Annotated in this window: 24 protein-coding genes; 12 read left to right on the top strand and 12 right to left on the bottom strand. The window is 41.5% G+C overall.

From position 1 onward, the window contains the following. The 6 genes from cytR to rraA all read left to right on the top strand — a co-directional run. Nucleotides 1-827 (top strand): DNA-binding transcriptional regulator CytR (gene cytR / locus IQR33_RS29580; RefSeq protein ID WP_228014219.1); only part of this gene is annotated, 827 nt, incomplete at its 5' end. 225 nt (nucleotides 828-1052) lie between these two features. Continuing rightward, entirely contained in the window at nucleotides 1053-1601 is a 549-nt protein-coding gene (ftsN, locus tag IQR33_RS29575; protein WP_047101882.1) for a cell division protein FtsN, read from the top strand. A 115-nt stretch (nucleotides 1602-1716) separates the two neighbouring features. After that, on the top strand, nucleotides 1717-2268 hold the full coding sequence (gene hslV, locus IQR33_RS29570; protein WP_005383176.1) for an ATP-dependent protease subunit HslV: 552 nt from the start codon (nucleotides 1717-1719) through the stop codon (nucleotides 2266-2268). Between the two features lie 23 nt (nucleotides 2269-2291). Continuing rightward, on the top strand, nucleotides 2292-3623 hold the full coding sequence (gene hslU, locus IQR33_RS29565; protein WP_025768349.1) for an HslU--HslV peptidase ATPase subunit: 1332 nt from the start codon (nucleotides 2292-2294) through the stop codon (nucleotides 3621-3623). 792 nt (nucleotides 3624-4415) lie between these two features. Continuing rightward, entirely contained in the window at nucleotides 4416-5333 is a 918-nt protein-coding gene (locus IQR33_RS29560; protein ID WP_005383178.1) for a 1,4-dihydroxy-2-naphthoate polyprenyltransferase, read from the top strand. Nucleotides 5334-5409: 76 nt separating this feature from the next. Beyond that, nucleotides 5410-5916 (top strand): ribonuclease E activity regulator RraA, encoded by a 507-nt coding sequence (rraA, locus tag IQR33_RS29555; RefSeq protein WP_005379537.1) that lies wholly within the window; start codon nucleotides 5410-5412, stop codon nucleotides 5914-5916. Nucleotides 5917-6051: 135 nt separating this feature from the next. Here rraA and zapB read toward each other — a convergent pair whose 3' ends face one another. Continuing rightward, the gene (zapB, locus tag IQR33_RS29550) at nucleotides 6052-6294 is read right to left on the bottom strand and encodes a cell division protein ZapB (RefSeq protein WP_005379536.1); all 243 of its coding nucleotides are present in this window, start codon (nucleotides 6292-6294) and stop codon (nucleotides 6052-6054) included. A gap of 348 nt (nucleotides 6295-6642) precedes the next feature. Here zapB and glpX point away from each other — a divergent pair, with 348 nt between their 5' ends. The 3 genes from glpX (at nucleotide 6643) to IQR33_RS29535 (ending at nucleotide 9499) form a co-directional block, all read left to right on the top strand. Then, nucleotides 6643-7650, top strand: a complete 1008-nt coding sequence (gene glpX / locus IQR33_RS29545; protein WP_193837528.1) for a class II fructose-bisphosphatase — start codon at nucleotides 6643-6645, stop codon at nucleotides 7648-7650. A gap of 717 nt (nucleotides 7651-8367) precedes the next feature. Continuing rightward, nucleotides 8368-8988, top strand: coding sequence for a helix-turn-helix transcriptional regulator (locus tag IQR33_RS29540; protein WP_005379532.1), 621 nt, complete (start codon nucleotides 8368-8370; stop codon nucleotides 8986-8988). A gap of 160 nt (nucleotides 8989-9148) precedes the next feature. Next, nucleotides 9149-9499, top strand: a complete 351-nt coding sequence (locus IQR33_RS29535; RefSeq protein ID WP_176311254.1) for a DUF3135 domain-containing protein — start codon at nucleotides 9149-9151, stop codon at nucleotides 9497-9499. On the opposite strand, the gene IQR33_RS29530 is transcribed toward IQR33_RS29535, so the two are convergent. The 3 genes from IQR33_RS29530 to IQR33_RS29520 form a co-directional block, all read right to left on the bottom strand. After that, nucleotides 9493-9759 (bottom strand): GIY-YIG nuclease family protein, encoded by a 267-nt coding sequence (locus IQR33_RS29530; protein WP_372081343.1) that lies wholly within the window; start codon nucleotides 9757-9759, stop codon nucleotides 9493-9495. The genes IQR33_RS29535 and IQR33_RS29530 overlap by 7 nt on opposite strands. Before the next feature lie 1060 nt (nucleotides 9760-10819). Beyond that, a complete protein-coding gene (locus IQR33_RS29525) occupies nucleotides 10820-11242 on the bottom strand; it encodes a DUF805 domain-containing protein (protein WP_005384868.1) in 423 nt (140 codons plus the stop codon). A gap of 162 nt (nucleotides 11243-11404) precedes the next feature. Beyond that, nucleotides 11405-11752, bottom strand: coding sequence for a 5-carboxymethyl-2-hydroxymuconate Delta-isomerase (locus IQR33_RS29520; RefSeq protein WP_053303354.1), 348 nt, complete (start codon nucleotides 11750-11752; stop codon nucleotides 11405-11407). Nucleotides 11753-12021: 269 nt separating this feature from the next. Here IQR33_RS29520 and tpiA point away from each other — a divergent pair, with 269 nt between their 5' ends. Both tpiA and IQR33_RS29510 read left to right on the top strand, forming a co-directional pair. After that, nucleotides 12022-12792, top strand: a complete 771-nt coding sequence (gene tpiA, locus IQR33_RS29515) for a triose-phosphate isomerase (protein ID WP_005428123.1) — start codon at nucleotides 12022-12024, stop codon at nucleotides 12790-12792. Nucleotides 12793-13083: 291 nt separating this feature from the next. Then, complete coding sequence (locus IQR33_RS29510; protein WP_193837527.1) at nucleotides 13084-14433, top strand: MBL fold metallo-hydrolase RNA specificity domain-containing protein; 1350 nt, start codon at nucleotides 13084-13086, stop codon at nucleotides 14431-14433. Nucleotides 14434-14586: 153 nt separating this feature from the next. Here IQR33_RS29510 and galU read toward each other — a convergent pair whose 3' ends face one another. From galU to IQR33_RS29495, 3 genes are all read right to left on the bottom strand, one after another. Continuing rightward, entirely contained in the window at nucleotides 14587-15465 is an 879-nt protein-coding gene (gene galU, locus IQR33_RS29505; protein WP_193837526.1) for a UTP--glucose-1-phosphate uridylyltransferase GalU, read from the bottom strand. Nucleotides 15466-15517: 52 nt separating this feature from the next. Beyond that, nucleotides 15518-16522, bottom strand: coding sequence for an NAD-dependent epimerase (locus IQR33_RS29500; protein ID WP_193837525.1), 1005 nt, complete (start codon nucleotides 16520-16522; stop codon nucleotides 15518-15520). A gap of 68 nt (nucleotides 16523-16590) precedes the next feature. Beyond that, a complete protein-coding gene (locus IQR33_RS29495; protein ID WP_193837524.1) occupies nucleotides 16591-17757 on the bottom strand; it encodes a nucleotide sugar dehydrogenase in 1167 nt (388 codons plus the stop codon). Nucleotides 17758-17941: 184 nt separating this feature from the next. Between IQR33_RS29495 and wecA the strand changes: the two genes are divergently transcribed. Then, nucleotides 17942-19024 carry a UDP-N-acetylglucosamine--undecaprenyl-phosphate N-acetylglucosaminephosphotransferase gene (wecA, locus tag IQR33_RS29490; RefSeq protein WP_193837523.1) on the top strand — a complete coding sequence of 361 codons (1083 nt, stop codon included), beginning with the start codon at nucleotides 17942-17944 and terminating at the stop codon, nucleotides 19022-19024. Between the two features lie 125 nt (nucleotides 19025-19149). Here wecA and IQR33_RS29485 read toward each other — a convergent pair whose 3' ends face one another. The 5 genes from IQR33_RS29485 to IQR33_RS29465 are packed head-to-tail and all read right to left on the bottom strand — an operon-like array spanning nucleotide 19150 to nucleotide 24283. Then, nucleotides 19150-20280 (bottom strand): glycosyltransferase family 4 protein, encoded by a 1131-nt coding sequence (locus tag IQR33_RS29485; RefSeq protein ID WP_193837522.1) that lies wholly within the window; start codon nucleotides 20278-20280, stop codon nucleotides 19150-19152. Nucleotides 20281-20336: 56 nt separating this feature from the next. After that, complete coding sequence (locus IQR33_RS29480; protein WP_193837521.1) at nucleotides 20337-21470, bottom strand: glycosyltransferase family 4 protein; 1134 nt, start codon at nucleotides 21468-21470, stop codon at nucleotides 20337-20339. Beyond that, nucleotides 21463-22005 carry an acyltransferase gene (locus IQR33_RS29475; RefSeq protein WP_193837520.1) on the bottom strand — a complete coding sequence of 181 codons (543 nt, stop codon included), beginning with the start codon at nucleotides 22003-22005 and terminating at the stop codon, nucleotides 21463-21465. The genes IQR33_RS29480 and IQR33_RS29475 overlap by 8 nt, the downstream gene beginning before the upstream one ends. Further along, a complete protein-coding gene (locus IQR33_RS29470; RefSeq protein WP_193837519.1) occupies nucleotides 22002-22958 on the bottom strand; it encodes a glycosyltransferase family 2 protein in 957 nt (318 codons plus the stop codon). Before IQR33_RS29470 ends, IQR33_RS29475 begins: the two co-directional genes overlap by 4 nt. Next, complete coding sequence (locus IQR33_RS29465; protein ID WP_193837518.1) at nucleotides 22952-24283, bottom strand: lipopolysaccharide biosynthesis protein; 1332 nt, start codon at nucleotides 24281-24283, stop codon at nucleotides 22952-22954. Before IQR33_RS29465 ends, IQR33_RS29470 begins: the two co-directional genes overlap by 7 nt. Nucleotides 24284-24311 lie beyond the last annotated feature (28 nt).

Raw genomic sequence — 24311 nt, 5'->3', positions numbered from 1 at the left:
CCATTGTTACTATCGTTCCCGACATCTGTGATCCTTATTTTTCTGAAATTATTCGCGGTATTGAAGATGCAGCCATGGAACATGGCTATCTAGTCCTGCTGGGCGATAGCGGACAACAGAAGAAACGCGAAAGCTCTTTCGTAAACCTCGTATTTACTAAGCAGGCAGATGGAATGCTACTGCTTGGTACAGATCTACCATTCGATGTCAGTAAGCCAGAGCAAAAGAACTTACCTCCGATGGTAATGGCGTGTGAATTTGCGCCAGAGCTCGAGCTTCCGACAGTACATATTGATAACCTGACCTCAGCATTTGAAGCGGTGAACTACCTGACTCAATTAGGTCATAAACGCATTGCTCAAATCTCTGGACCAGATACAGCAATATTGTGTCAGTTCCGCCAGCAAGGCTACCAACAAGCCCTGCGCCGTGCCGGCATCAATAAAGATCCACAATATAGTGTCATTACTGAGTTCTCTTTTGATGGCGGAGCAAAAGCCGTTCGTAAACTGCTCGAATTGCCAGAACCACCAACGGCTATTTTCTGTCACTGTGACACAATGGCCATCGGCGCAATTCAAGAAGCGAAAAAGCTTGGCTTACGAGTACCGCAAGATCTCTCTGTTGTGGGCTTTGATGACATTAACTTCGCTCAGTACTGCGATCCACCGTTGACCACCATCTCTCAACCTCGCTATGAGATTGGTCGACAAGCGATGCTAATGATGCTCGAGATGTTAAAAGGCCACGACGTGCATTCAGGCTCGCGTCTGCTTGAAACTAATCTCGTCATTCGTGGAAGTGCAGCGCCACCACAGCGCCCTTAACCTAAAGATTAGGTATTCATCCCCAAAGCGGTGCTAAGGCGCCGCTTTTTTATTTACCCCTCCTGCTTTTTGTGTATCCCTGAATAAATGTAAGTGAGAACGGAAACACACTCCTACACTCGGGCGTTGTCGCGCTTTAGCTATCAAGATTCTATCAATAGGGTGTTTTCTCAACTCGTTCTGGATTAACATATTTGCAAGAATCCTTGATGACCAGAAATAACCGTGGCAAATAGAGATTATGTAAGACGAGGGCGAGGCGCCCCAAAAAAGTCGACAAAAAAACAGCCGCCGAAAAGAAAAAAACCTTGGCGCAGTGGCCTGCTCGCTATCTTGCTCGTGGGCGGTTTTGGCTATGGTCTTTACCTTTTGAGTAGTGACCCAGAACCTAAACAACCAGTCGTGAAGCAGCCAACAACCACTGTAAGCAAACCAAAGCCGAAAAAAGACTTGCCGCCACCACCAGAAGAAAAATGGGAATATGTTGAGTCACTACCGAAACGTGAAGTTGAAGTTGTGGCCAAAGAAATTGAAGTTTCTAAAATTCCTTACATCATGCAGTGTGGCGCGTACAAAACCCAGGCACAAGCCGAAGAGCGTAAGCTTGCAATCGCGTTCCAAGGGATGTCGAGCAAGATTCGTAAGAAAGAAGGCAGTTCATGGTATCGCGTGGTGCTAGGTCCGTATAAGTTCAAACGTGATGCAGAACGTGACCGTCATAAACTGCAACGCGCGAAAATCGAGCCGTGTGCGATTTGGAAAGAAAATCTTTAAACTCAGGCCCTAGGAGCTAAGATCCTAGGGCCTTTCTTTTTGCCCCCTTGAATCCCCATTTCTCCTCCCCCATATACTGAATTAAATCCAAAGAGAAATAATCAAGAGGTCGACTGTGACTACCATTGTATCTGTACGTCGAAATAATAAAGTCGTCATCGCGGGTGATGGCCAAGTATCTCTAGGCAATACCGTAATGAAAGGTAATGCGCGCAAAGTTCGCCGCCTGTACAACAACCAAGTACTAGCGGGCTTTGCCGGCGGTACTGCGGATGCCTTCACCCTTTTTGAGCGCTTCGAAAGCAAACTGCAAATGCACCAAGGTCACCTAACCAAAGCGGCAGTTGAGCTAGCTAAAGACTGGCGTAGCGATCGTGCTTTGCGCAAGCTCGAAGCCTTACTTGCCGTTGCCGACGAAACCGCATCGTTAATCATTACCGGTAATGGTGATGTCGTACAGCCAGAACATGACCTGATTGCGATTGGCTCTGGTGGTGCTTACGCACAAGCTGCCGCAACCGCCCTACTAGAAAACACAGATCTAGATGCTCGTGAGATCGCGGAAAAAGCTCTCAATATCGCGGGTGATATTTGTGTCTTCACTAACCATCACCACACGGTAGAAGAGCTAGACTCAACAGTAGAGCCTGAAAAACCAACCGCGTAATCGTAACGAAGTAAGGAAAGAATATGTCTGAAATGACGCCTCGCGAAATCGTTCATGAATTGAACCGCCACATTATCGGTCAAGAAAAAGCCAAGCGTTCGGTTGCGATTGCACTTCGTAACCGCTGGCGCCGCATGCAGCTTGAAGAAAGCTTGCGTGCCGAAGTGACGCCAAAAAACATCTTGATGATTGGTCCTACTGGTGTTGGTAAGACTGAAATCGCACGACGCCTCGCAAAACTGGCAAATGCCCCTTTCATCAAAGTTGAAGCGACAAAATTCACCGAAGTGGGTTACGTTGGTAAAGAAGTTGAAACCATCATCCGTGACCTAACAGATGTCGCTGTGAAAATGACGCATCAACAAGCGATGGAGAAAGTGAAATTCCGCGCAGAAGAGCAAGCGGAAGAACGTATTCTTGATGCGCTACTGCCACCAGCACGTGATAGTTGGGGTCAAGCAGAGCAAACGGAAGAGTCTTCTCACACTCGCCAGATCTTCCGTAAGAAACTGCGTGAAGGCCAACTAGACGATAAAGAAATTGAAATCGACGTAGCCGCACCGCAGATGGGCGTAGAGATCATGGCGCCTCCTGGTATGGAAGAGATGACTAACCAGCTGCAAGGCATGTTCCAAAACCTGGCAGGCGACACTAAGAAAAAACGTAAGCTGAAAATCAAAGACGCAATGAAAGCGTTAGCGGAAGAAGAAGCGGCGAAACTGGTAAACCAAGAAGAGCTAAAAGAAGCAGCGATTTTCAACGTTGAAAACAACGGCATCGTATTTATCGATGAGATCGACAAGATCTGTAAACGCGGCGAGAGCTCAGGCCCAGACGTTTCACGCGAAGGTGTTCAGCGCGACCTACTTCCATTGATTGAAGGCAGCACGGTATCAACCAAGCACGGCATGGTAAAAACAGACCACATTCTGTTTGTTGCATCTGGTGCATTCCAAGTGGCAAAACCATCTGACTTGATCCCAGAATTGCAAGGTCGTCTACCAATTCGCGTTGAGCTAGAAGCACTAAGCAGCAACGACTTCAAACGCATTCTGACAGAACCAAAAGCCTCTCTAACAGAGCAGTACGTTGCGTTGATGAAAACGGAAGATGTGGACATCGAATTCACAGAAGACGGTATCACGCAAATCGCGGAAGCTGCATGGACGGTCAACGAAAGCACAGAAAACATCGGTGCTCGTCGCTTACACACCGTTATGGAACGCTTAATGGATGAAATCTCTTACGACGCAGCGGAGCAATCTGGCGCTAAATTCGTTATTGATTCCGCTTATGTGAAAGCACGCTTAGGCGACACAATTGAAGATGAAGATCTAAGCCGCTTTATTCTTTAATCGCAATCTATTTTACCAAAGCCCAGAACCTTGTTTCTGGGCTTTTTGTATAGAATGACGGCCACTGTGACAACACCTAAATCAAAAGTTCTCGTCATTCTAGCGAGCTCAAGTGAGACTAAGAATCTGCTAACAGCAGACGCCTATTCTTTCCAACTCACCTTAACCACGGCACTATTGGGACGATAGATTCTGAATCACCTCGTTCCTCGCTGTTCAGAATGACGGTTACTGTGACAACACCTAAATCAAAAAAGATCTCGTCATTCTAGCGAGCTCAAGCGAGACTAAGAATCTAGTAACAGCAGACGCCTATTCTTTCTCTCTCACCGTAACACTTCACAATCGGATGATAGATTCTGAATCACACTCGTTCCTCGCTGTTCAGAATGACGGTGACTTAGACAACATCTAGATCAAAAGCTCTCGTCATTCTAGCGAGCTTAAGCGAGACTAAGAATCTGCTAACAGCAAACGCCTATTCTTTCTCTCTCACCACAACACTTCACAATCGGATGATAGATTCTGAATCACACTCGTTCCTCGCTGTTCAGAATGACGGTGACTTAGACAACATCTAGATCAAAAGCTCTCGTCATTCTAGCGAGCTTAAGCGAGACTAAGAATCTGCTAACAGCAGACGCCTTTCTTTCCCACTCACCTTCACCACTGCACAACCGGATGATAGATTCTGAATCACCCTTTGACTTCTAGTTGAGTTGTTTTAGGTCAATAGCGTATCTGCCTCTTTGTGCTTATACTGGGCACATTGGTTACTAGCACGAAATTTCCATGAAACAATCTCTACAGATCTGGCTTGAAGCCGCTCGTCCAAAAACATTACCTCTGGCATTGGTCTCTATCTTAACAGGTAGCGTACTCGCCTACTCGGCGGGTCATTTCTCACTGACGATTGCCATCATGGCTTTCGTAACCGCGACATTGCTGCAAATTCTGTCCAACCTGGCAAACGACTATGGCGATGCCGTTCAAGGTACAGATAACGACAAACGCCTCGGCCCATTACGAGCGATGCAGTCAGGCGCGGTAAGTGCTAAACAGATGAAACAAGCGATTATCTTTAACATCGTTCTGACCGCCATTTCAGGCTTGGTGTTGGTTTTCTATTCACTAAGTTCACTGGAAAGCATTGTTACTTTTATCGGGCTGGGAATTTTGGCCATTCTCGCCGCCATTGCTTATACCATGGGTAGCAAACCATACGGTTACGTGGGGCTTGGCGATATATCAGTGTTCTTGTTTTTTGGTTTACTCGGCGTATCCGGTACCTACTTCTTGCATACCGGTCACGTAGACACCACGCTATTCTTACCTGCTTTAGGCTGCGGTTTACTCGCCGTTGCAGTACTCAATATCAACAATATGCGTGATATAGAGAACGACCGAGAGTGTGGTAAACGCACGGTGGCGGTACGCTTAGGTCAACGTAAAGCCAAACAGTACCACTTTATTTTACTTGGCGGAGCTATCCTTGCCTTTGCGGCTTACTTGTTAATTCAAGACAAACCCGTTTGGATTAGCTTGCCATTCTTACTTAGTATTTATTTCGTGGCCGATCATGGTAAAGCGGTTTGGCATACACAAAAGCCTGCTCAAATAGCACCAATGATGCCAGTCATCGTGAAATGCTCTCTAGTCACCAACGTTTTGTTTGCAACAATTGTGGTAGCTCAAACTCTAGTAAGTTAAAAAAGGATTGTCATTGCATTGACTTAATGCCTAGATATACTCAAAGACAACCAATTTCTGTTTAGAAAGGTACGCTATGGAATACAATACCTCAGCACTCTGTGATATCTACCTCGATCAGGTAGATGTGGTTGAACCAATGTTCAGTAACTTTGGCGGTCGCGCTTCATTTGCCGGGCAAATCACCACCATCAAGTGTTTTGAAGATAATTCGTTGATCCGCGAGACATTAGAGCAAGATGGACTTGGTCGCGTTTTGTTAATTGACGGTGGCGGTTCCCTACGTAAAGCCCTTATCGATGCAGAAATCGCAACCATTGCGGAAGAAAACGAGTGGGAAGGCATTGTCGTTTACGGCTGTGTTCGTGAAGTAGATGAACTTGAAGATATGAACTTAGGCATTCAAGCCCTCGCTTCTATTCCTGTTGGAGCGACAAGTCAAGGTATTGGCGAATTGGATGTACCAGTCAACTTTGGCGGCGTCAGCTTCTTACCTGAAGATTATATTTATGCTGATAGCACCGGAATTATCCTGTCGCCTGAACCATTGAATATTGATTTAGAGTTGGATGAAGAAGCATAGCGAGTCTTAGGCGCCTAAGTTATAGGGTCTTCTCTTGGCTCTTAGCGCCTAGCCTTGTCTTAACATTTTCTACTTCCCTAAAACACAAACACCCGCTTAACGCGGGTGTTTTTAATTTGGAATGAAGAAGCCGAATTATTCCACTTCGTCCATTTTGCCAAGTAGTGCACGAATGCGCTCTTGCCATTGTGCGTGCTCTTGCTGTGCTTGTTGTGCTTTTTGCTCTAGCTCTTCACGTTGAGAGCGAAGCTCGTTCGCTTCTTCCGCAAGTTTAGCTTTATCTTCTTTCAGCTCTTCGACTTCCATCTGAAGAAGAGTGATTGTGTCAACTGCAGTTTGAATTTTAGATTCTAGTTGTTCTAGTACTTCAAAAGACATCTTGGCCTACCTATGTTATTCCGTTGGGACGATGTGCGAGATTGATGCACACCTAACCTATATAAGGTTCATTCTACTCAGCGTCGCGATGAGAAACACTCACTATATTCGATATTTTGCATCATTCGGTCAAAAAATCAGCGCAATCTCACTAAACGCTGACTTTTCTTGTCGCCGAAGCATTTTTGAGCAAGGATTTTGCGTCTCGCTACGCTGAAAATCGCCCTAAGTATTGATCAAATTCAAGTTAGATAAAGTAAAAGCCTCGCAAAAAGGCAAACGTTTACTCGACCTTGTGATAGAATCGCCGCGCAAATTCTTCTTCCCTCTTGCTTACTTGGAGACATCATGAAACGCGATTTAGCAATGGCATTTTCCCGTGTGACTGAAGGTGCAGCTCTGGCTGGTTACAAATGGCTTGGCCGTGGCGATAAAAACGCAGCCGATGGCGCAGCTGTTGAAGTTATGCGCACGCTACTGAACAAAACAGATATCAGTGGTGAAATTGTCATTGGTGAGGGTGAAATCGATGATGCGCCAATGCTGTACATTGGTGAGCAAGTGGGTATTGGTGGTGATGAAGTAGATATTGCAGTCGACCCGATTGAAGGGACGCGTATGACGGCAATGGGACAATCGAACGCACTAGCCGTACTTGCCGCAGGTGAGAAAGGCAGCTTTCTTAAAGCGCCAGATATGTACATGGAAAAACTGGTTGTTGGCCCTGGTGCAAAAGGCGTAATTGACTTAGAAAAGCCGTTAAAAGAAAACCTAGAGAACGTAGCAAAAGCCCTGAACAAGCCACTTGATACCCTAGTCGTTATTACCCTTGCGAAACCTCGCCACAATGACGTTATTGCAGAAATGCAAGCAATGGGCGTACGTGTTTTTGCGGTGCCTGATGGTGACGTCGCTGCCTCTATTCTAACTTGTATGCCAGACAGTGAAGTGGACATGATGTACTGTATTGGCGGTGCGCCAGAAGGGGTTGTATCAGCAGCGGTAATTCGAGCGCTAGACGGTGACATGCACGGTCGCCTGCTTCCTCGTCATGAGGTAAAAGGCGATACTGAAGAAAACCGCATTTACGGTGTAGATGAACTAAAACGCTGCGATGAAATGGGCGTAAAAGCGAATGTTGTCCTCAAAATGGAAGACATGGCTCGTAGCGACAATGTGGTATTTTCAGCTACAGGCATCACTAAAGGTGACTTGCTGGAAGGTATCTCTCGTCAAGGCAATATTGCAACCACAGAAACGCTGCTCGTACGCGGTCGATGCCGAACTATTCGCCGCATCAAATCGACTCACTACTTAGATCGTAAAGATCCAGAAGTGCGTGATATTATTCTTTAAGCATTTCTCGAGGCTCTCGCTCAGTCTGAGTTTGAGCCTTTCTTTCCGCACAACGGGCAATAGATTCTGAATCACATTCGTTCCTCGTTGTTCAGAATGACGGTGACTTTAATAAGCTCTAAATCAAAAGAACTCGTCATTCTAGCCAGCTCCAGCGAGACTAAGAATCTGGTAACAGCAGGCTCCTATTCTTTGCTGGTCACCTTAACCACTGCTCAACCGGAAGATAGATTCTGAATCACCTCGTTCCTCGCTGTTCAGAATGACCGCTACCATAGCAAGCTCTAAATCGAAAAAACTCGTCATTCTAGCGAGCTCCAGCGAGACTAAGAATCTGGTAACAGCAAACTCCGCTTCTTTCCCGCTCAACTTAGCCACTGCACAGCCGGACAGTAGGTTCTGAATTACACTCGTTCCTCGTTGTTCAGAATTACGGTGACTTTAATAAGCTCTAAATCAAAAGAACTCGTCATTCTAGCCAGTTCCAGCGAGACTAAGAATCTAGTGGTAACAAGCTCCTATTCTTTCCTGGTCACCTTAACCACTGCTCAACCGGACGATAGATTCTGAATCACCTCGTTTCTCGCTGTTCTGAATGACGACATATCTTGGCTCATATGAACATAGCCCCTACAAAGCCACACTCAAATTAAGTCAACACTTTTCTTTACTAACCCTATCGCGCATAATATGTACTGACGTATAAATGGTGGGTATATGAAGACCGTAGATAGGATATTGCAAATCGTTAAGCGTGATGGCTCCGTCACTGCAAAACAACTCTCTTCTGAGCTAGGTATGACAACCATGGGGGCGCGTCAGCACCTGCAGAGTTTAGAAGATGATGGCATCCTGTCTATCCATGACGTAAAAGTAAAAGTTGGTCGCCCTGCTCGTCATTGGTCTCTCACTCAAAAAGGTCATGAGCAATTTGCTGACCGTCACGGTGAGTTGACCATTCAGTTTATAGAAGCTGTCGAACATATCTTTGGCAAAGATGGACTGGAAAAAGTCACATCAGAGAGGGAAAAACTCACGTTACAAAGTTATCGTCAGCATCTTGAGCAATGCGACTCTCTGCAAAGCAAACTAGAAACACTCGTCACATTAAGAGAGCAAGAAGGCTATATGGCAGAGCTCGAGAAAGATGAGAACGGATTCATCTTGATCGAAAATCACTGTCCGATTTGTAAAGCCGCAACTCGCTGCCCAAGCTTGTGCCAATCAGAATTAAGTGTCTTTCAGTCTTTACTTGGACGTGACACCAAAGTAGAGCGTACCGAACACATCATTAGTGGCCAAAGACGCTGCGTTTACCGCATCCAACAACTGCAGTAACCACCACAACCAAACATCGACATGCCGCACTTATTCAATCTCAAGCTTGAAAGCTTCTCTTATAAGTGAGACGGCTGAAGAATTCATCCTCTCTCCTCTTTCTAGTGGTATAGGCTTTTAGTAACTAAAGGCAATTTCCATAAGGATTTGGAGAGCATCGATGTCTACTCTACGTCATATCCCACCCCAAACGCTTCCTCCATTCGATGAAATGGTTCGAATGGCAGAGCGAGACCCAGAAGCTTTTGAGCAATTTCGTCATGAGATGGCGAAAGAGATGATCGAAAGCGCATCAGAAGATATGAAAGAAAGATTGTGGGCTCAACAAAGCCACATTGATAGAGTCATCAGCACGTGTAAAAACCCTCATCACACCAATGTGGTATTGATGAACGAGTTGCAAAAACAGGTCGTAAAGTTCAAAGCAGCGCTAGAAGGGGAAGCGGCACCGACACAAAAAGCGGATGTGGTTAGCTTAAATGCGTTTAAAGATAGGGATGATTTTTACTGATACTCAGTAGATAGATCGAGAAAGTTAGGGTTCGTTTCTCTTACCAAGGCTAACTTCCACTCACGCTTCCACTGCTTGAGCTGCTTTTCTCGGTTTATAGCATTAGCGATATCGTCGAATAACTCAAAGTAAACGAGCTTATGAACGTTGTATTTCTTAGTAAATCCTTCCACTACTCCATTTTTATGTTGCCATATTCTTTGGGGCAGCTGACTGGTAACACCTATGTAGAGAACAGCGTTGTTATTTGACGTTAGGATATAAACGCAAGGTGTCTTATCGATGATTCATTCTCCTTCATTATTCGCTGTTACTTTTCCATTGTAATTCAATCGCTCAGTTCAAACTCGGAGCGCTCTGTGCGTAGATTCTGAATCACACTCGTGCTTCGTTATTCAGAATGACGATGGCTTTCACAGACTCTAAATCAAAGGAGCTCGTCACTCAATCGAGCTGTAGCGAAACTAAGAATCTGGTATCAGCAAGCTCCTACTCTTTCACACTCAGCTTAACCACTGCTCAACCGGACGATAGATTCTGGATCACGCTCATTCCTCGCAGCTCAGAATGATGATGGCTTTAACAGTCTCCATATCAAAAGAGTTCGTCATTCTAGCGAGCCTCAGCGAGACTAAGAGTCTAGTAACAGCAAGCTCCTATTCTTTCCCGTCAAGCGGACGATAGATTCTGAATCACGCTCGTCCCTCGCAGTTCAGAATGACGATGACTTTAACAGCCTCCAAACCAAAAAGGATCGTCATTCTAGCGAGCCTTAGCGAGACTAAGAATCTAGTAACAGCAAGCTCCTATTCTTTCCCGCTCAGCTTAACCACTGCTCAACCGGACGATAGATTCTGAATCACGCTCGTCCCTCGTAGTTCAGAATGACGGTGAGTTTGACAGCCTCTAAATCAAAAGAGTTCGTCATTCTAGCGAGCCTTAGCGAGACTAAGGATCTGGTAACAGCAAACTCCTACTCTTTCACACTCAGCTTAGCCACTGCTCAACCGGATGATAGATTCTGAATCACCTCGTTCCTCGCTGTTCAGAATGACGGTGGCTTTAATAGCCTCTACATCAAAAGAGTTCGTCATGCTAGCGAGCCTCAGCGAGACTAAGAATCTAGTAACAGCAAGCTCCTATTCTTTTCCGCTCAGCTTAAACACTGCTCAAGCGGACGATAGATTCTGAATCACGCTCGTCCCTCGCAGTTCAGAATGACGGTGAGTTTAACAGCCTCTAAATCAAAAGAATTCGTCATTCTAGCGAGCCTCAGCGAGACCAAGAATCTACTTTCAGCACGCACGATACTTGAGGCGATTACTCCGGCTCAGGGCCATATTGGTTTGGTCCTGATGTTCCCTTTAAGAAACCACATTCAATTAGAATCCATAAACCACAAATCAGAGAAATGGAAGCAACGAACATCTGTGGGGTCGACGGCTCTTGCGCGGCAGGGCTGGTCATTGGCGTGGCAATTCGTCCGATAATCAACGGAATATTCAGTGCTAGCCAATAGATCGATTTGTTGCGGTCGTGCCAACGCTTGGTGGTGATCGCCAAATCAGGGATCAACAGAACCACCAAGAAAATAGGAAGAAGCACATAGGAGAGAGTAGGAAGCAGTTGGCTGATACCGGCACCAAAGCCTAGAATGGACACATAGTAAATGACGTTCCAAATCCAGTAGGTTTTACGGTTTATACGTCCTTGAAAAGAAAACAGTAACTCTTTAGTCGACATCAAATTTTACCCCAAAGTAGAAAGGTTATAGATTAGCCCAGTCGATATAGTTTGGAAAGGACACCGATAGCTTGGGTGCCCACAACGACCTTACAACAAGCAGAGCCAGGCTGAGAATTCGTAACAATAACCCCTCGCTATTCTCGGGCAATCCAGCGCAACCTAGTTCACTACCTTTTGGAAGCTATCTATATCCATGTCTCTGATATTGACCGTTAAACTGTGCACGTGACTGGCTTGCTCTTGAAGTGTCGCCATCAAGGATCGTGACAGTTCTCGCTTTTGTTCTTGGGAGCGACCAGATAACAAATCAAAGTTGATATGGATAAAGTCGAGGCTATCACCCTCCTCTCCTATTAACCAATTGTGGCACCGGAGCGTTCTAGATTTCACTGACGCGAGTTCAAAAAGGCCACTTTCTAACGCCGTTTTATGTAAATCCTCCAGCAACCCCTGAACATTGACGCGTTCCTCCACCGAGTTTGAATACTCTAAAACGAGATTTGGCATTTTGATTCCTTTCTACAACAATTAATTCCAGCGCGTAGTAATACCAATCTAAGCGGCAATTTCCGAGGAATGGACTATCATTCTGTCTACGCGATCACCAATCGATTGCTTTTGACAAAAATAACAGAACAAATGCAGCACCGACCAGATGAAGAAAGCCGAATAAGACATGACGCCAATCATGATCTGTTCACATTATTCTGTTATATTCCTACGTAGATTTTTTACATTAATAGACTATTTACATTAAAAATAAGGGAGATATTCCTATGCGTCGTCCTGTAGTGATGGGTAACTGGAAACTAAACGGTAGCAAAGCAATGGTAACTGAGCTACTAACAGGTATTAACGCTGAGCTTGAAGGCGTTGAAGGTGTAGACGTAGCAGTAGCTCCACCAGCTCTTTACATCGATCTAGCAGAGCGCGTAATCGCTGAAGGCGGTAACAAAGTTATCCTAGGTGCACAAAACACTGATCTAAACAACAGCGGTGCTTTCACTGGCGACATGTCTCCAGAAATGCTGAAAGACTTCGGTGCTTCTCACATCATCATCGGTCACTCAGAGCGTCGTGAATACCACAACGAATCTGACGAGTTTATCGCGAAGAAATTCAACTTCCTAAAAGAAAACGGCCTAACGCCTGTTTTCTGTATCGGTGAATCTGAAGCTCAAAACGAAGCTGGCGAAACTGAAGCAGTATGTGCACGTCAAATCAACGCAGTTATCGACACTTACGGTGTTGAAGCTCTAAACGGCGCAATCATCGCTTACGAACCAATCTGGGCTATCGGTACTGGTAAAGCAGCAACAGCTGAAGATGCACAACGCATCCACGCTTCTATCCGCGCACTAATCGCAGCGAAAGACGAAGCAGTTGCAGCACAAGTAATCATCCAATACGGCGGTTCTGTTAAACCAGAAAACGCAGAAGCTTACTTCTCACAACCTGACATCGACGGTGCTCTAGTTGGCGGCGCTTCTCTAGACGCTAAGAGCTTCGTAGCTATCGCTAAAGCAGCGGCAGCAGCTAAAGCTTAATTTCGCTTTTTACTAAGCAGAAACAAAAAGGGATGCATCACGCATCCCTTTTTGTTTGCTTACGATCTAGTCAGTCTATCATTCCGAGGAGCCCAAGCGACATCAGGAATCTAATTACCACATGTGTAAAACCGAAAGTTAAGTAACGAAAAACGCCTTACATCAAAACAAAGAACCCAATCGCACTTCCGATTATTCCTACTTAATTCCATCCAACCAACGAACTCTATTCACTTACCCTGCCCTCTGGATTTATAGTTACCTATGCTTGTTCAAGGAGGAGCAATCGACATGACAACCCCAATATCAGACATCGCAAGTGTGATTCACCATGGCGGGAAACATACCGTCACTGGCTCTTGTCATGAATTGCAACTGCCACACGGCAGCATCTTGATCGATTGCGGACTCTTCCAAGGCAAAGACATCCATTTTGGCAACCGTAGGGCATCATTGGATATTGAGTTTCCGGTTAAACACATCAAAGCATTAGTCCTCACCCATGCTCATATCGACCATATCGGACGCCTACCTTGGTTACTGGCTGCTGGATTTAAAGGCTCCATCTACTGCACCAAAGCAACAGCCGAACTGGTACCGCTCATGTTAGAAGACGGACTAAAGCTGCAACTGGGTTTGAACTTCCACCAGCGTCAACAAGTCCTCAATGTTATTAAAAAACAGCTAAGACCCCATGACTACCAACAATGGCTGCCACTTGGTAAACAATGTTACCTGCGCTTTCAGCCTGCGGGGCACATTCTTGGTTCCGCTTACGTGGAATTCAAACTCCCCAATCATGAAATCATCGTATTTTCCGGCGATCTAGGTCCGTCCAATACCCCGCTCTTACCCGATCCAAAGCCGCCAAAGCGTGCCGACTATTTGTTCATCGAGTCCACATACGGCAACAAAGAGCATGAAGACATTGCAACTCGAACTGAGCGCTTGAACGCCATTATCGATCACGCACTGCAAGACGGTGGTGTAATTCTGATCCCAGCTTTCAGCGTAGGACGTACGCAGGAACTGTTATTCGATATTGAACAGCTGATTCACCAACGCGACTTGTCGTCTTCTTTGCCAATTATCCTAGACTCACCGCTTGCGAAAAGAGTCACGAAGACCTACCGCCGTTTCAAAAAACTGTGGGGAAAAGAAGCAAAGCACAAGCTCAACAATCATCGTCATCCCCTCGCTTTTGAACAATGCATTACTGTAGAAAACCATCGAGAACATCAAGCATTAGTGAATCGACTAGCCTCCACCGATGAGCCTGCAATTGTCGTCGCGGCATCCGGTATGTGCGAAGGAGGAAGAATCGTCAATTACTTAAAAGCACTCTTGCCAGACGGAAGAAATGATGTGTTGTTTGCGGGCTATCAAGCGCAAGGAACCTTAGGTCAAGAAATCCAATCAGGCAGCCACACGGTGGATATCGATAACCAACCAATCGAAGCCAACGCGCAGATCCATACCATCTCTGGATATTCTGCACATGCAGACCAAAGCGATTTATTGAAGTTTGTTACTGGGATTCCAACACAACCAAAAGCCGTGCATTTGATACATGGAGAGAAAGAAGCAAAAAAAGAGTTAGGAGAGAAGTTGGAAGCAGAAGGAATTGAGGTGGTTTATTAAACTAATATCAGCCGACATTAGAACGATACAACCTAGTTCTTACTTATTGTTAATCAGTAAAAACAGCATAAGAATTTGAATATCAACGTGCTTTAACTAAGCTTTGTACGTCAGAAAGCCATGTTAAAGCACATTGGTAGCGAGCCTGAACAACTATACTGGTTCAGCAACCTTTACGGTTGGTGTTTTAGCAAGCTCAGCACTAGACGCTTTTTTGTATAGGTTCTCGTAGCAGTAGTTTGTCGCCTCGATGTAACCTTCTACACTGCCGCAGTCAAAACGCTGACCTTTAAATTTGTAAGCAATCACACAACCAGATTGCGCTTGTTGCATCAATGCGTCAGTGATTTGGATTTCTCCACCTTTGCCTGGTTCTGTATTTTCGATAAGCTCAAAAATATCTGGCGTTAAGATATAGCGACCAATAATTGCTAAATTACTTGGTGCTGTGCCTGGTTCTGGCTTTTCTACCATATTGTCGATTCGGAAGATGTCATCTTTGATCATCTCACCTGCGATCACACCGTATTTATGGGTTTCAATTTCTGGTACTTCTTGAACCGCAACAATTGAGCAACGGAACTGCTTGTACAGCTCAACCATCTGCGCTAATACGCCCTGCTCTTCATTCACACAGAGGTCATCTGCTAGTACAACAGCAAATGATTCATCACCCACCAACTCACGACCAGTCAAGATAGCATGCCCAAGACCTTTCATCTCACGTTGACGGATATATGTGTAACTCGCTGAATCAATCAAAGAACGGATATCGTCCAACAGTGCTTCTTTGCTTGTTCCTGAAATTTGATGTTCCAACTCATAGTTTTTATCGAAGTGGTCCATCAAAGAGTGTTTGCCACGACCAGTGACAATGCACATGCCATTCATGCCAGCTTCAATCGCTTCTTCAACACCATATTCAATCAATGGCTTGTTAACTACCGGCATCATTTCTTTCGGCATAGATTTTGTTGCAGGTAGAAAACGAGTACCGTAACCCGCTGCAGGGAAAAGACATTTTTTAATCATTGTGATTTATACCTAGCTAGACATAAAAACGAGGCTTTCGCCTCGTTTTGTATTACTTGTTATAGAATTCTTTATACCAAGAAACAAACTCTGCAACGCCTTCTTTAACTGTTACTCTTGGTTTGTAACCAGTAGCGGTAAATAGATCTTCTGTATCAGCATAAGTTTGATAAACATCCCCAGGCTGCATTTCGCGGAAGTTTTTCTTCGCTTCTATACCAAGCTCATCTTCAATCGCTTTAACGAAGTCCATCAAGTTGATAGGAGAGCCATGACCAATGTTATAAACCGAATATGGAGCAGAACTGCTTGCTGGAGTTCCAGATTCTACAGTCCAGCTTTCATTTCGAGTTGGTAAGACGTCTGCAATACGAACTACACCTTCAACAATATCATCTACATGGGTGAAGTCTCTCCACATATCACCATTATTATTGATATCGATAGTATCGCCATCAAGAATTTTCTTAGTGAAAATAAATGGGGCCATGTCCGGACGCCCCCAAGAACCATACACTGTGAAAAAGCGCAATCCTGTTGTTGGGATGTCATACAGATGAGAATAGCTATGAGCCATTAACTCGTTAGACTTTTTCGTTGCTGCATAAAGTGATACTGGATGGTCAACACTATCTGAAGTAGCAAAAGGAACTTTTGCATTAAGCCCATACACTGAGCTCGAAGACGCATATACCAGATGGCTTACTTTGTTTTGACGGCATCCCTCAAGAATATTGAGATGCCCAACTAAGTTTGAGTCCGCATAAGCATGTGGGTTTTCTAGTGAATAACGTACTCCAGCTTGGGCAGCCAAATGGATAACGCGATCAAACTTCTCAGTCGCAAACAGCCTCTCCATCGCGTCACGATCTGCAATATCCACACTTACAAATTTGAACAGTGGATTTTCAATACGAGCGAGTCGAGCATGTTTCAAATTCACATCGTAGTAATCATTTAGATTATCGATACCCACTACTTCATGCCCTGCAGCATTTAGCTTCTCTGCTGTTGCACTACCAATAAAACCAGCAGCACCAGTTACTAAGTATTTCATAATTAACCGATTCCTAAAGAAACAAAAGCCAGTCAAACAAGACTGGCTTAACTTAATCAAGTGTGAGGTTAGTCACTACCAAATAGATCGCGTGTATAAACTTTTTCAGCTACATCTGCTAACTCTTCGACCATACGGTTAGAGATAATCACATCCGAACATTTTTTGAATTCATTCAGATCTTTCACAACACGTGAATGGAAAAACTCAGCTTCTTGAAGCACAGGTTCATAAACGACAACTTCTATACCCTTTGCTTTAATACGCTTCATAATGCCTTGAATTGAAGATGCACGGAAGTTGTCTGAGCCAGCTTTCATGATCAAACGATACACGCCTACTACTTTTGGCTGACGTCTAATGATTGAATCTGCGATAAAGTCTTTTCGCGTACGGTTAGCATCAACGATAGCACCAATAATATTGTTCGGAACTTCTTGATAGTTTGCTAAAAGCTGTTTGGTATCTTTTGGTAAGCAGTAGCCGCCGTAACCGAAAGATGGGTTGTTGTAATGACTACCAATGCGAGGATCTAAACCGACACCTTCAATGATCTGACGAGCATCTAAACCGTGAGCTTCTGCGTAAGAATCCAGCTCATTAAAGTACGCAACACGCATTGCAAGGTAGGTGTTTGAAAACAGTTTTACTGCTTCAGCTTCTGTAGAGTCAGTAAAAAGAACTTGAATATCGTCTTTTACTGCCCCTTCCACTAGCAAGCTAGCAAATTCTTCCGCACGTTCACTGCGTTCACCCACAATGATACGGGATGGGTGAAGGTTATCATAAAGCGCTTTGCCTTCTCGAAGAAACTCTGGAGAAAAAATTACGTTCTCACACCCCAACTCTTCTTTGATTCGAGCTGTATAGCCAACAGGAACAGTTGACTTAATCACCATCACTGCTTCAGGGTTAATTGACATAACATCTTTAATCACCGCTTCAACAGAAGATGTATTAAAGTAATTAGTTTGCGGATCATAATCTGTAGGGGTTGCGATAACAACGTATTCTGCATTTTGGTAAGCTTTCTGCTTATCCGTTGTTGCAACAAAATTTAGCTCTTTATGCGCTAAAAAGTGTTCAATTTCGGTATCAACAATCGGTGACTTACGTTGGTTCAGTAAATCAACCTTCTTAGAAATGATATCTAAAGCGACCACCTCGTGATTTTGAGCTAACAACATGGCATTAGACAGCCCAACATAGCCGGTCCCAGCAACTGCAATTTTCATGGATTAATCCTTCATTTATTTTTGTGCCGGATAATATCAAACCCACAACCATTACGCTATTGTTCTAGCCCCCCCATAAGAGCGACGAGCCAATAACAATATTTAGTTTTTCTACATTACAACTTTTTCCAAGCTAGAAGTTGGGCTAAAATCACTCGATTATACACAATAAAGTTGGCTTTTTATGTTCTTAGAACTCAGTTTCGTTTTTTTCTCATCATTTGCGACGCTATTCCTTATGCGTAAAGTAGCAAAAAGAGTTGGATTAGTAGACAAACCCAACTCAAGAAAACTGCATAATGGTGCCGTTCCACTCGTTGGAGGCATATCAATATGCTTGGTTTTAGCACAATACCTAACTTTTAAGCCTGAAATTATCGAATACAGCTGGTTGTATTTGTTATCTATCTCTGCTTTAACTGTAGTAGGTGCAATTGATGACAAGTTCGATCTTAACTTTAAGATCCGTATGGGGGTTCAAGCAGTTTTATCTGTGGTTATGATGAAAGTTGCTGGACTAGAGCTACATAGTCTTGGCGACATGTTTGGACTAGGACCAATTTCACTTGGTTGGCTTGGCAGTTTCGTTACAATCGCAGCCGTAATTGGGGCGATTAATGCATTTAATATGGTCGATGGGATTGATGGGTTATTGGGTGGGCTATCTATAGTTACCTTAGGTGCTCTAGCTTATTTACTACAGGTTGATAGTCAGCACGGCGCAGCGTATTTATGCGTAGTTATTATTGTCGCTATGTTACCTTATATTTTCATGAATCTTGGTATTTTAGGACGAGAACGAAAGATATTTATGGGGGATGCTGGAAGCATGATGATTGGCTTTACAGTTATCTGGCTACTTCTTGGCGTCAGTCAGACTGACCAGTCAACCCCCTTGATGCGACCAGTAACAGCACTTTGGCTAATTGCTCTTCCGTTAATGGACATGACCGCAATAATGATTCGCAGAATCAGGCGAGGCGACTCCCCTTTCAAACCAGACAGAGAACACTTGCATCATATTTTTCAACGTCTTGGCTTAAGTTCTCGACAAACATTAGTTGCAATATGCACGATAGCAATTATATTTGCTGCTTTTGGTATTTATGGGGAAAGCGCCAATATTCCTGAGTCAACTATGTTTGGTTTATTTATAGGTTGCTTTGCTACTTATGCCCTGATTCTCTCTTACATATGGAGAATAACAAGGTTATTAAGAAATAAATTAGGAAAGACAGGTCAGAATAAAGAACATGAACTATTATGATGCTAGAGATAATATCCTTTATATAAATAAAGCAACAAATTTTTAAGTTGAGGCAAATTTAAATAGCCATCTCTTACGAAGGTGGCTATTTAAAAATAATCTTATGATAAAGTATATAAATTCGCTCACATTGACTGACAGGATAAAAAACAGTCTTCGACAGCTTTTAAGTACTGTTCAACCACAATCTTTTCATCAAATTCTTTAGACATTTTATCTCTACTAGCCCGCCCCATCAAAAGCCTTTCTTCATGGGTTTTATTAATTATTTTCTCCAGTGAATTTACTAAACTTTCAGTAGATCTAGGCATACAAATATACCCATTTATACCATTATCGACTGTTTCTCGACAACCAACATTATCAGTTGTGACTATAGGTTTTCCCATTGCGCCAGCTTCAAGTAATGACTTAGGTACACCTTCTCTGTAAAATGAAGGTAAAACCATACAATCTACTTTAGATATTTCGGTTTCAACATTATCAGATGTTCCAAGGTACTTAACAACTCCTTCATTAACCCATGAATCCATCTCCTCTTTGGAAACAGCAGAAGGATTACTCACGTCTAAAAAACCTAATAAGCAAAATTCCACGGAATCTCCATAAATAAGCTTTAACTGACGTGCTGCCTCCACATAATGCTCGATACCTTTATCATAAAGCATTCTAGCTATAAGCAGAAAACGTATAACTCCGTCATTTTCTGATGGGGAATATTTAAAACGAGACAAATCAACTCCAGAACCAGGAAGTCGCTCGGTGACAGAAGCCTTTGCGTAATTATTATCCAAGAATAACTTTCTATCTTCCTCATTTTGGAAAAATATTTTAGATGCTTTTCTTTGACTAATTTTATATAAAAGTCTTGCAATTTTAGATGGTAATGTTTCGTTAATAAACAACACTCCAAGTCCTGCAATATTATTTATACTTGGCACATTCAAAAAAGACGCAGAAAAAGTACTATAAATATTATTCTTCGGAGTAAAGTTAAGTACGCAATCAATACTATTTGCTTGATAGATATAATAAAACTGGAAGAGAGTTTTTAAATCCCTGAATGGATTAGTACCACCTTGATCTATATCTATATTAACAAATTTACACCCAAGCTCGGAAAGCTTTGAAGAATAAGAATCTTCTGGAGCAACAGCGACTACATTATACCCGTTTTCTAACAATGCCAGAATCGTGTTTTTCCGAAAATTATAAAGATACCAACTAGTATTAGCAGTAATTGCAACATTAAACATTTGATAACCATTAGAATGCAAACATAAAGAAAATAGAAAGATAAAACAATTAATACTCAAATGTGTTTTACGACATATTTAAATCCATTCAAAAATGCACTTTTTGAGAAGTTTGATTTTATATAATCAACCCTCAACCCTCTCTGTTCAATGAAATTATCCCTATTGTCTGCATATAAACAAATTGCATTTGAGAAATCTTTTTCACAATAACCATGAGTAATGGTACCAAGTTCTGAGTTTGTTATAATATCCTCAACACCATCGACTAAAGTACTGATAACATAACAACCATGAGATAACCCTTCAATTAAAGTTCTAGGTAAACCTTCGGAAAAGGATGTCATAGCGACAACGTCAAATTGTTTATAATAACTTCCTACATCATTTTGATGACCGACGAATTCAAATTGTTCTTCTAAAGAGTACTTCTTGACTAAGTCTTTAACACTTAATTCATACTCTTTTTCATCATTTTTCGATGCGCCTACTACAATTACTTTAACCTTATTTCGATAAATAACAGGTAAACAATTAATAGATGCAATTAACAACTCGATATTTTTTCTTTTTGAAAGAACACCAACAAAACCAATCAATATTTTTTTCTTTTTTTCAAAAAAAATATTCTTAGGAATAGAAAATCCAGTATGAACAATACTCGTTTTGTGTTTATACTTAGTCAACTCTTCATTCGTAAAGATATCATAACAAGATGATGATATTAAAATAATCTTTTTTGAAAGCCTTATCGCTAAAGGTGTTACAAAATTAACTCGGTCATTAATACGCACATACCAAACTAAACGATTCCGACTCAAAAGACTAATAGGAAGGAAAAATAAAAAACAACGAATATCGTTAAAACATACAATGTGATTTTTTATTTTAGGATAAATAATCAAACATTTAACCCAGGTCAACATCAATGACAATAAATAAAGAAATAAGAATTTTATGTTTTTCTTTTGATTACCTCTTCTTACTAAAAGGGGAGAAGGCACTCCGATACAATTGAAGTCAATATTATTTTTTTCTGACAAATCCGCTAAAGAACCTTTATTTGAAGATATTATGCCAACAGAGTCACCTTCATTCTTTAAAAGGGTCGCAAGATCTAACATGCTTCTAGGAGCACCTCCTGAAGCATCAGAATAAGAGTCAAAAAACAGTATTTTTTTACTACACATAACGATTAATCACTATAGAATTTCTTTTTTGAATATAAATACAATTTTCATCAATATCTTTAGTTACAATAGATCCGGCAGCTATAACAGAGTTATCACCGATAGAAACACCTTTAAGTATAATGACATTCGAACCCAGCCAAACATTTTTCCCAATATTAACAGGCTTAGTTTTGAAGCCTTGATTACGAATTAATAAAGATGGATCCGAAATTGAATGGTCATGGTCATATATTTTCACCCCTTCACCTAATAACGAATTGTCACCTATATTTATCATTTCACGACAATTAATGGAAACATCGTTATTAAAAAACACATTTTTACCTAAAGTTAGGCTTCCACCATCAATTGATATATTCACATTTCTTTTATTTCTAAACCCATTACTAACAAAAAAGCTACCACTTTTTATCGATATGAATCCATGAAGGTAAGATTTAAAAGGATTAACTTTTAATTTTCTAAAATAGACAATTTTATAAAAAATAGTTAATAATATTTTCATGAATTTTCGATAGGCAAGTAAAATCATTTAAAACCTCTTTTCATGCTCATTATCTTCCTTTTGAAATTCACTAAAGATTTTTTATTTACAGGAAAAGTCGAGATAAGAATCATAACAAAGCCTTTAAGTGAAACTTTCCTTGAAAAGGAGCGACAAGCGTACTTAAAGCAGTTAAGGCGATCATTACCTAAAAATCCTTTGGATAAGATAAAAAAAAGTGCCGAATCAAACTCATTTTCATATTTCTTTAATTTTGGACTTATAATTAGAGCTTTATTTTTAAATTCCGTAAATGAATGCTCAACTATCTTGGGGTCAAAATTATTTCGCCCACTATCTTCATGGACTCTCACACTAAAAAGACACTCTTTTTCGTAGTTAATTCGTAACCCAGAACTTAATAAGGCTAATATTAACAGATGATCTTCTTTATATCTTTGGGTTTCATCAAACCCTCCTACTTTAATAAAGGCATCTCTAGGAATTAACAATCCAGGTGTCAACATTGATATTTTCCCCAAGAAAATCGAGGGAAAAATCTCACTATAATCAAAATCATTAATATGACGGGAAATTAACTTACTATTGTCATCAATCAAAAAACAGTTTGATGTAGAAAAGGATTTTTCATCTATAGATTTAAATTGAGTCTCAAGTTTGTTCAGTTCCCACTCATCATCAGCATCTAAAAAAGCCACATATTTCGTAGTGGCGCTCTTAACTCCTAAGTTCCTTGCAGCAGCTGGTCCTTTATTTTTCTGAGCGATAAGTGTAGTCGTAATTTCACTTGTGTAGGATTCGATAATTTTTCTTGTTTCGTCGGTCGAACCATCATCAACGATGATAATAGAGGAGGGTTTCAAAATCTGATTTTCAATGCTAGCTAGTGCTTTTAATATCCACTTAGCAGCATTAAAGGCAGGTATAATGACGGTAACATCACAAACCAAATATGTGTTGGAATTACTGATATCTAACAAGCAATTTTCTCCTTCAACATCTTGAAATTAATCAAAAACAATAGAACAAATAAAACAAAAGATATTTCATGAATATTAAATATCAACGACATCGGGAAGAATACTACACATACATGAATAATAGGACTTTTTAAAAACTCGATACTTTCTAATTTGTTCCTTGTAATGTATCTCAACCTCAAGATAAATAATAAAAACAAACTGAATACTGTTGATACTATACAAGCCATTACACCATAGTATGGTATGAAAATAAAATTCAAAATAATATTAGATACAGCAGAGATAAGGGTGGTTAATAAAACATGAGAGGCTAATTTCTCTCGCATATATACCCCCCCCATCATAGAAGACAATACTGAATAATATGAGCCGATAAGTAAAATTTGAAGATATTCGGACGCTTTATCATACCTTGAATCGAAAACAATATCGAAACAAAAGTAAAAAACCAAAGATAACATTACCAACGCCGCATTTAACAACGCAACATTCGGCTTCCACCCCGAATTATTACTTCCTGATTGTTTACCAACAACGTAAACATGCCAAATTTGCATAAAAATTCTGTTAAGAGCGGTAATTAATGAGGGGAACTTTGTAGCAACAGCATAAATTGCGACCGATGCAGGTCCCATGAAGTAACCTAATATGAACTTATCTGAAGCATTTAATACCCACCATAAAATGGTGTTTGGCATCATCAATAAACAATAATTTATCTCCACTCTATTAAACTTAATAACATCTAACTTAAAAGTTATGTACTTCCAAACTTGGGAATACATAACTAAAAACAATAAACAAGTCAATGTAGATAATAGTTGATATAAGATTAAAATTTTAAAACCAAATTTATCCCCCCCCATGCTGTATAAAAAAACAAGCGCTAAGAAAGATAAATTCTTTATACACTCCGCCGTAGTAACAACAAAAGCTTTATAATTAGACTTTTCAAGTTGTTTGATTAATTCTATAAGAATGTTTGAAAAAACAAGTAATATTAAATATATTGATAAGCTCCCAAAATAAACTCTTAATACAAAATATGAAATTGGGGCTAGAACAAAAAAACACACCAGACCAAAGAGAGATAGCCTACTAAAAACTATCGACTTATCTTCTTTATCTATACAAAATCGAAATATGCCATCTATTGCACCTCCACATAATAAAGGAAAGAGTAAGTTGATTGAAGTCAATGCTATTTCATAGGTGCCGAATGAATCCAGTGATGTATTTCTTGAAATAATAACAACAGATATAATCAATAGAAATTTCGAAATCAAACCTGCAGCTATCGTTAAAATGTTTCTTGCTTTCATTTATAAAATAGGCCGTAAACTACGGCCT

Origin of the sequence: Vibrio sp. OPT46 (genome assembly GCF_015163535.1) — a bacterium.
In the GTDB taxonomy this organism is placed as follows: domain Bacteria; phylum Pseudomonadota; class Gammaproteobacteria; order Enterobacterales; family Vibrionaceae; genus Vibrio; species Vibrio alginolyticus.
The sequence above is the reverse complement of the archived record's forward strand: the minus strand, read 5'-3'. Positions and strand labels throughout refer to the sequence as shown.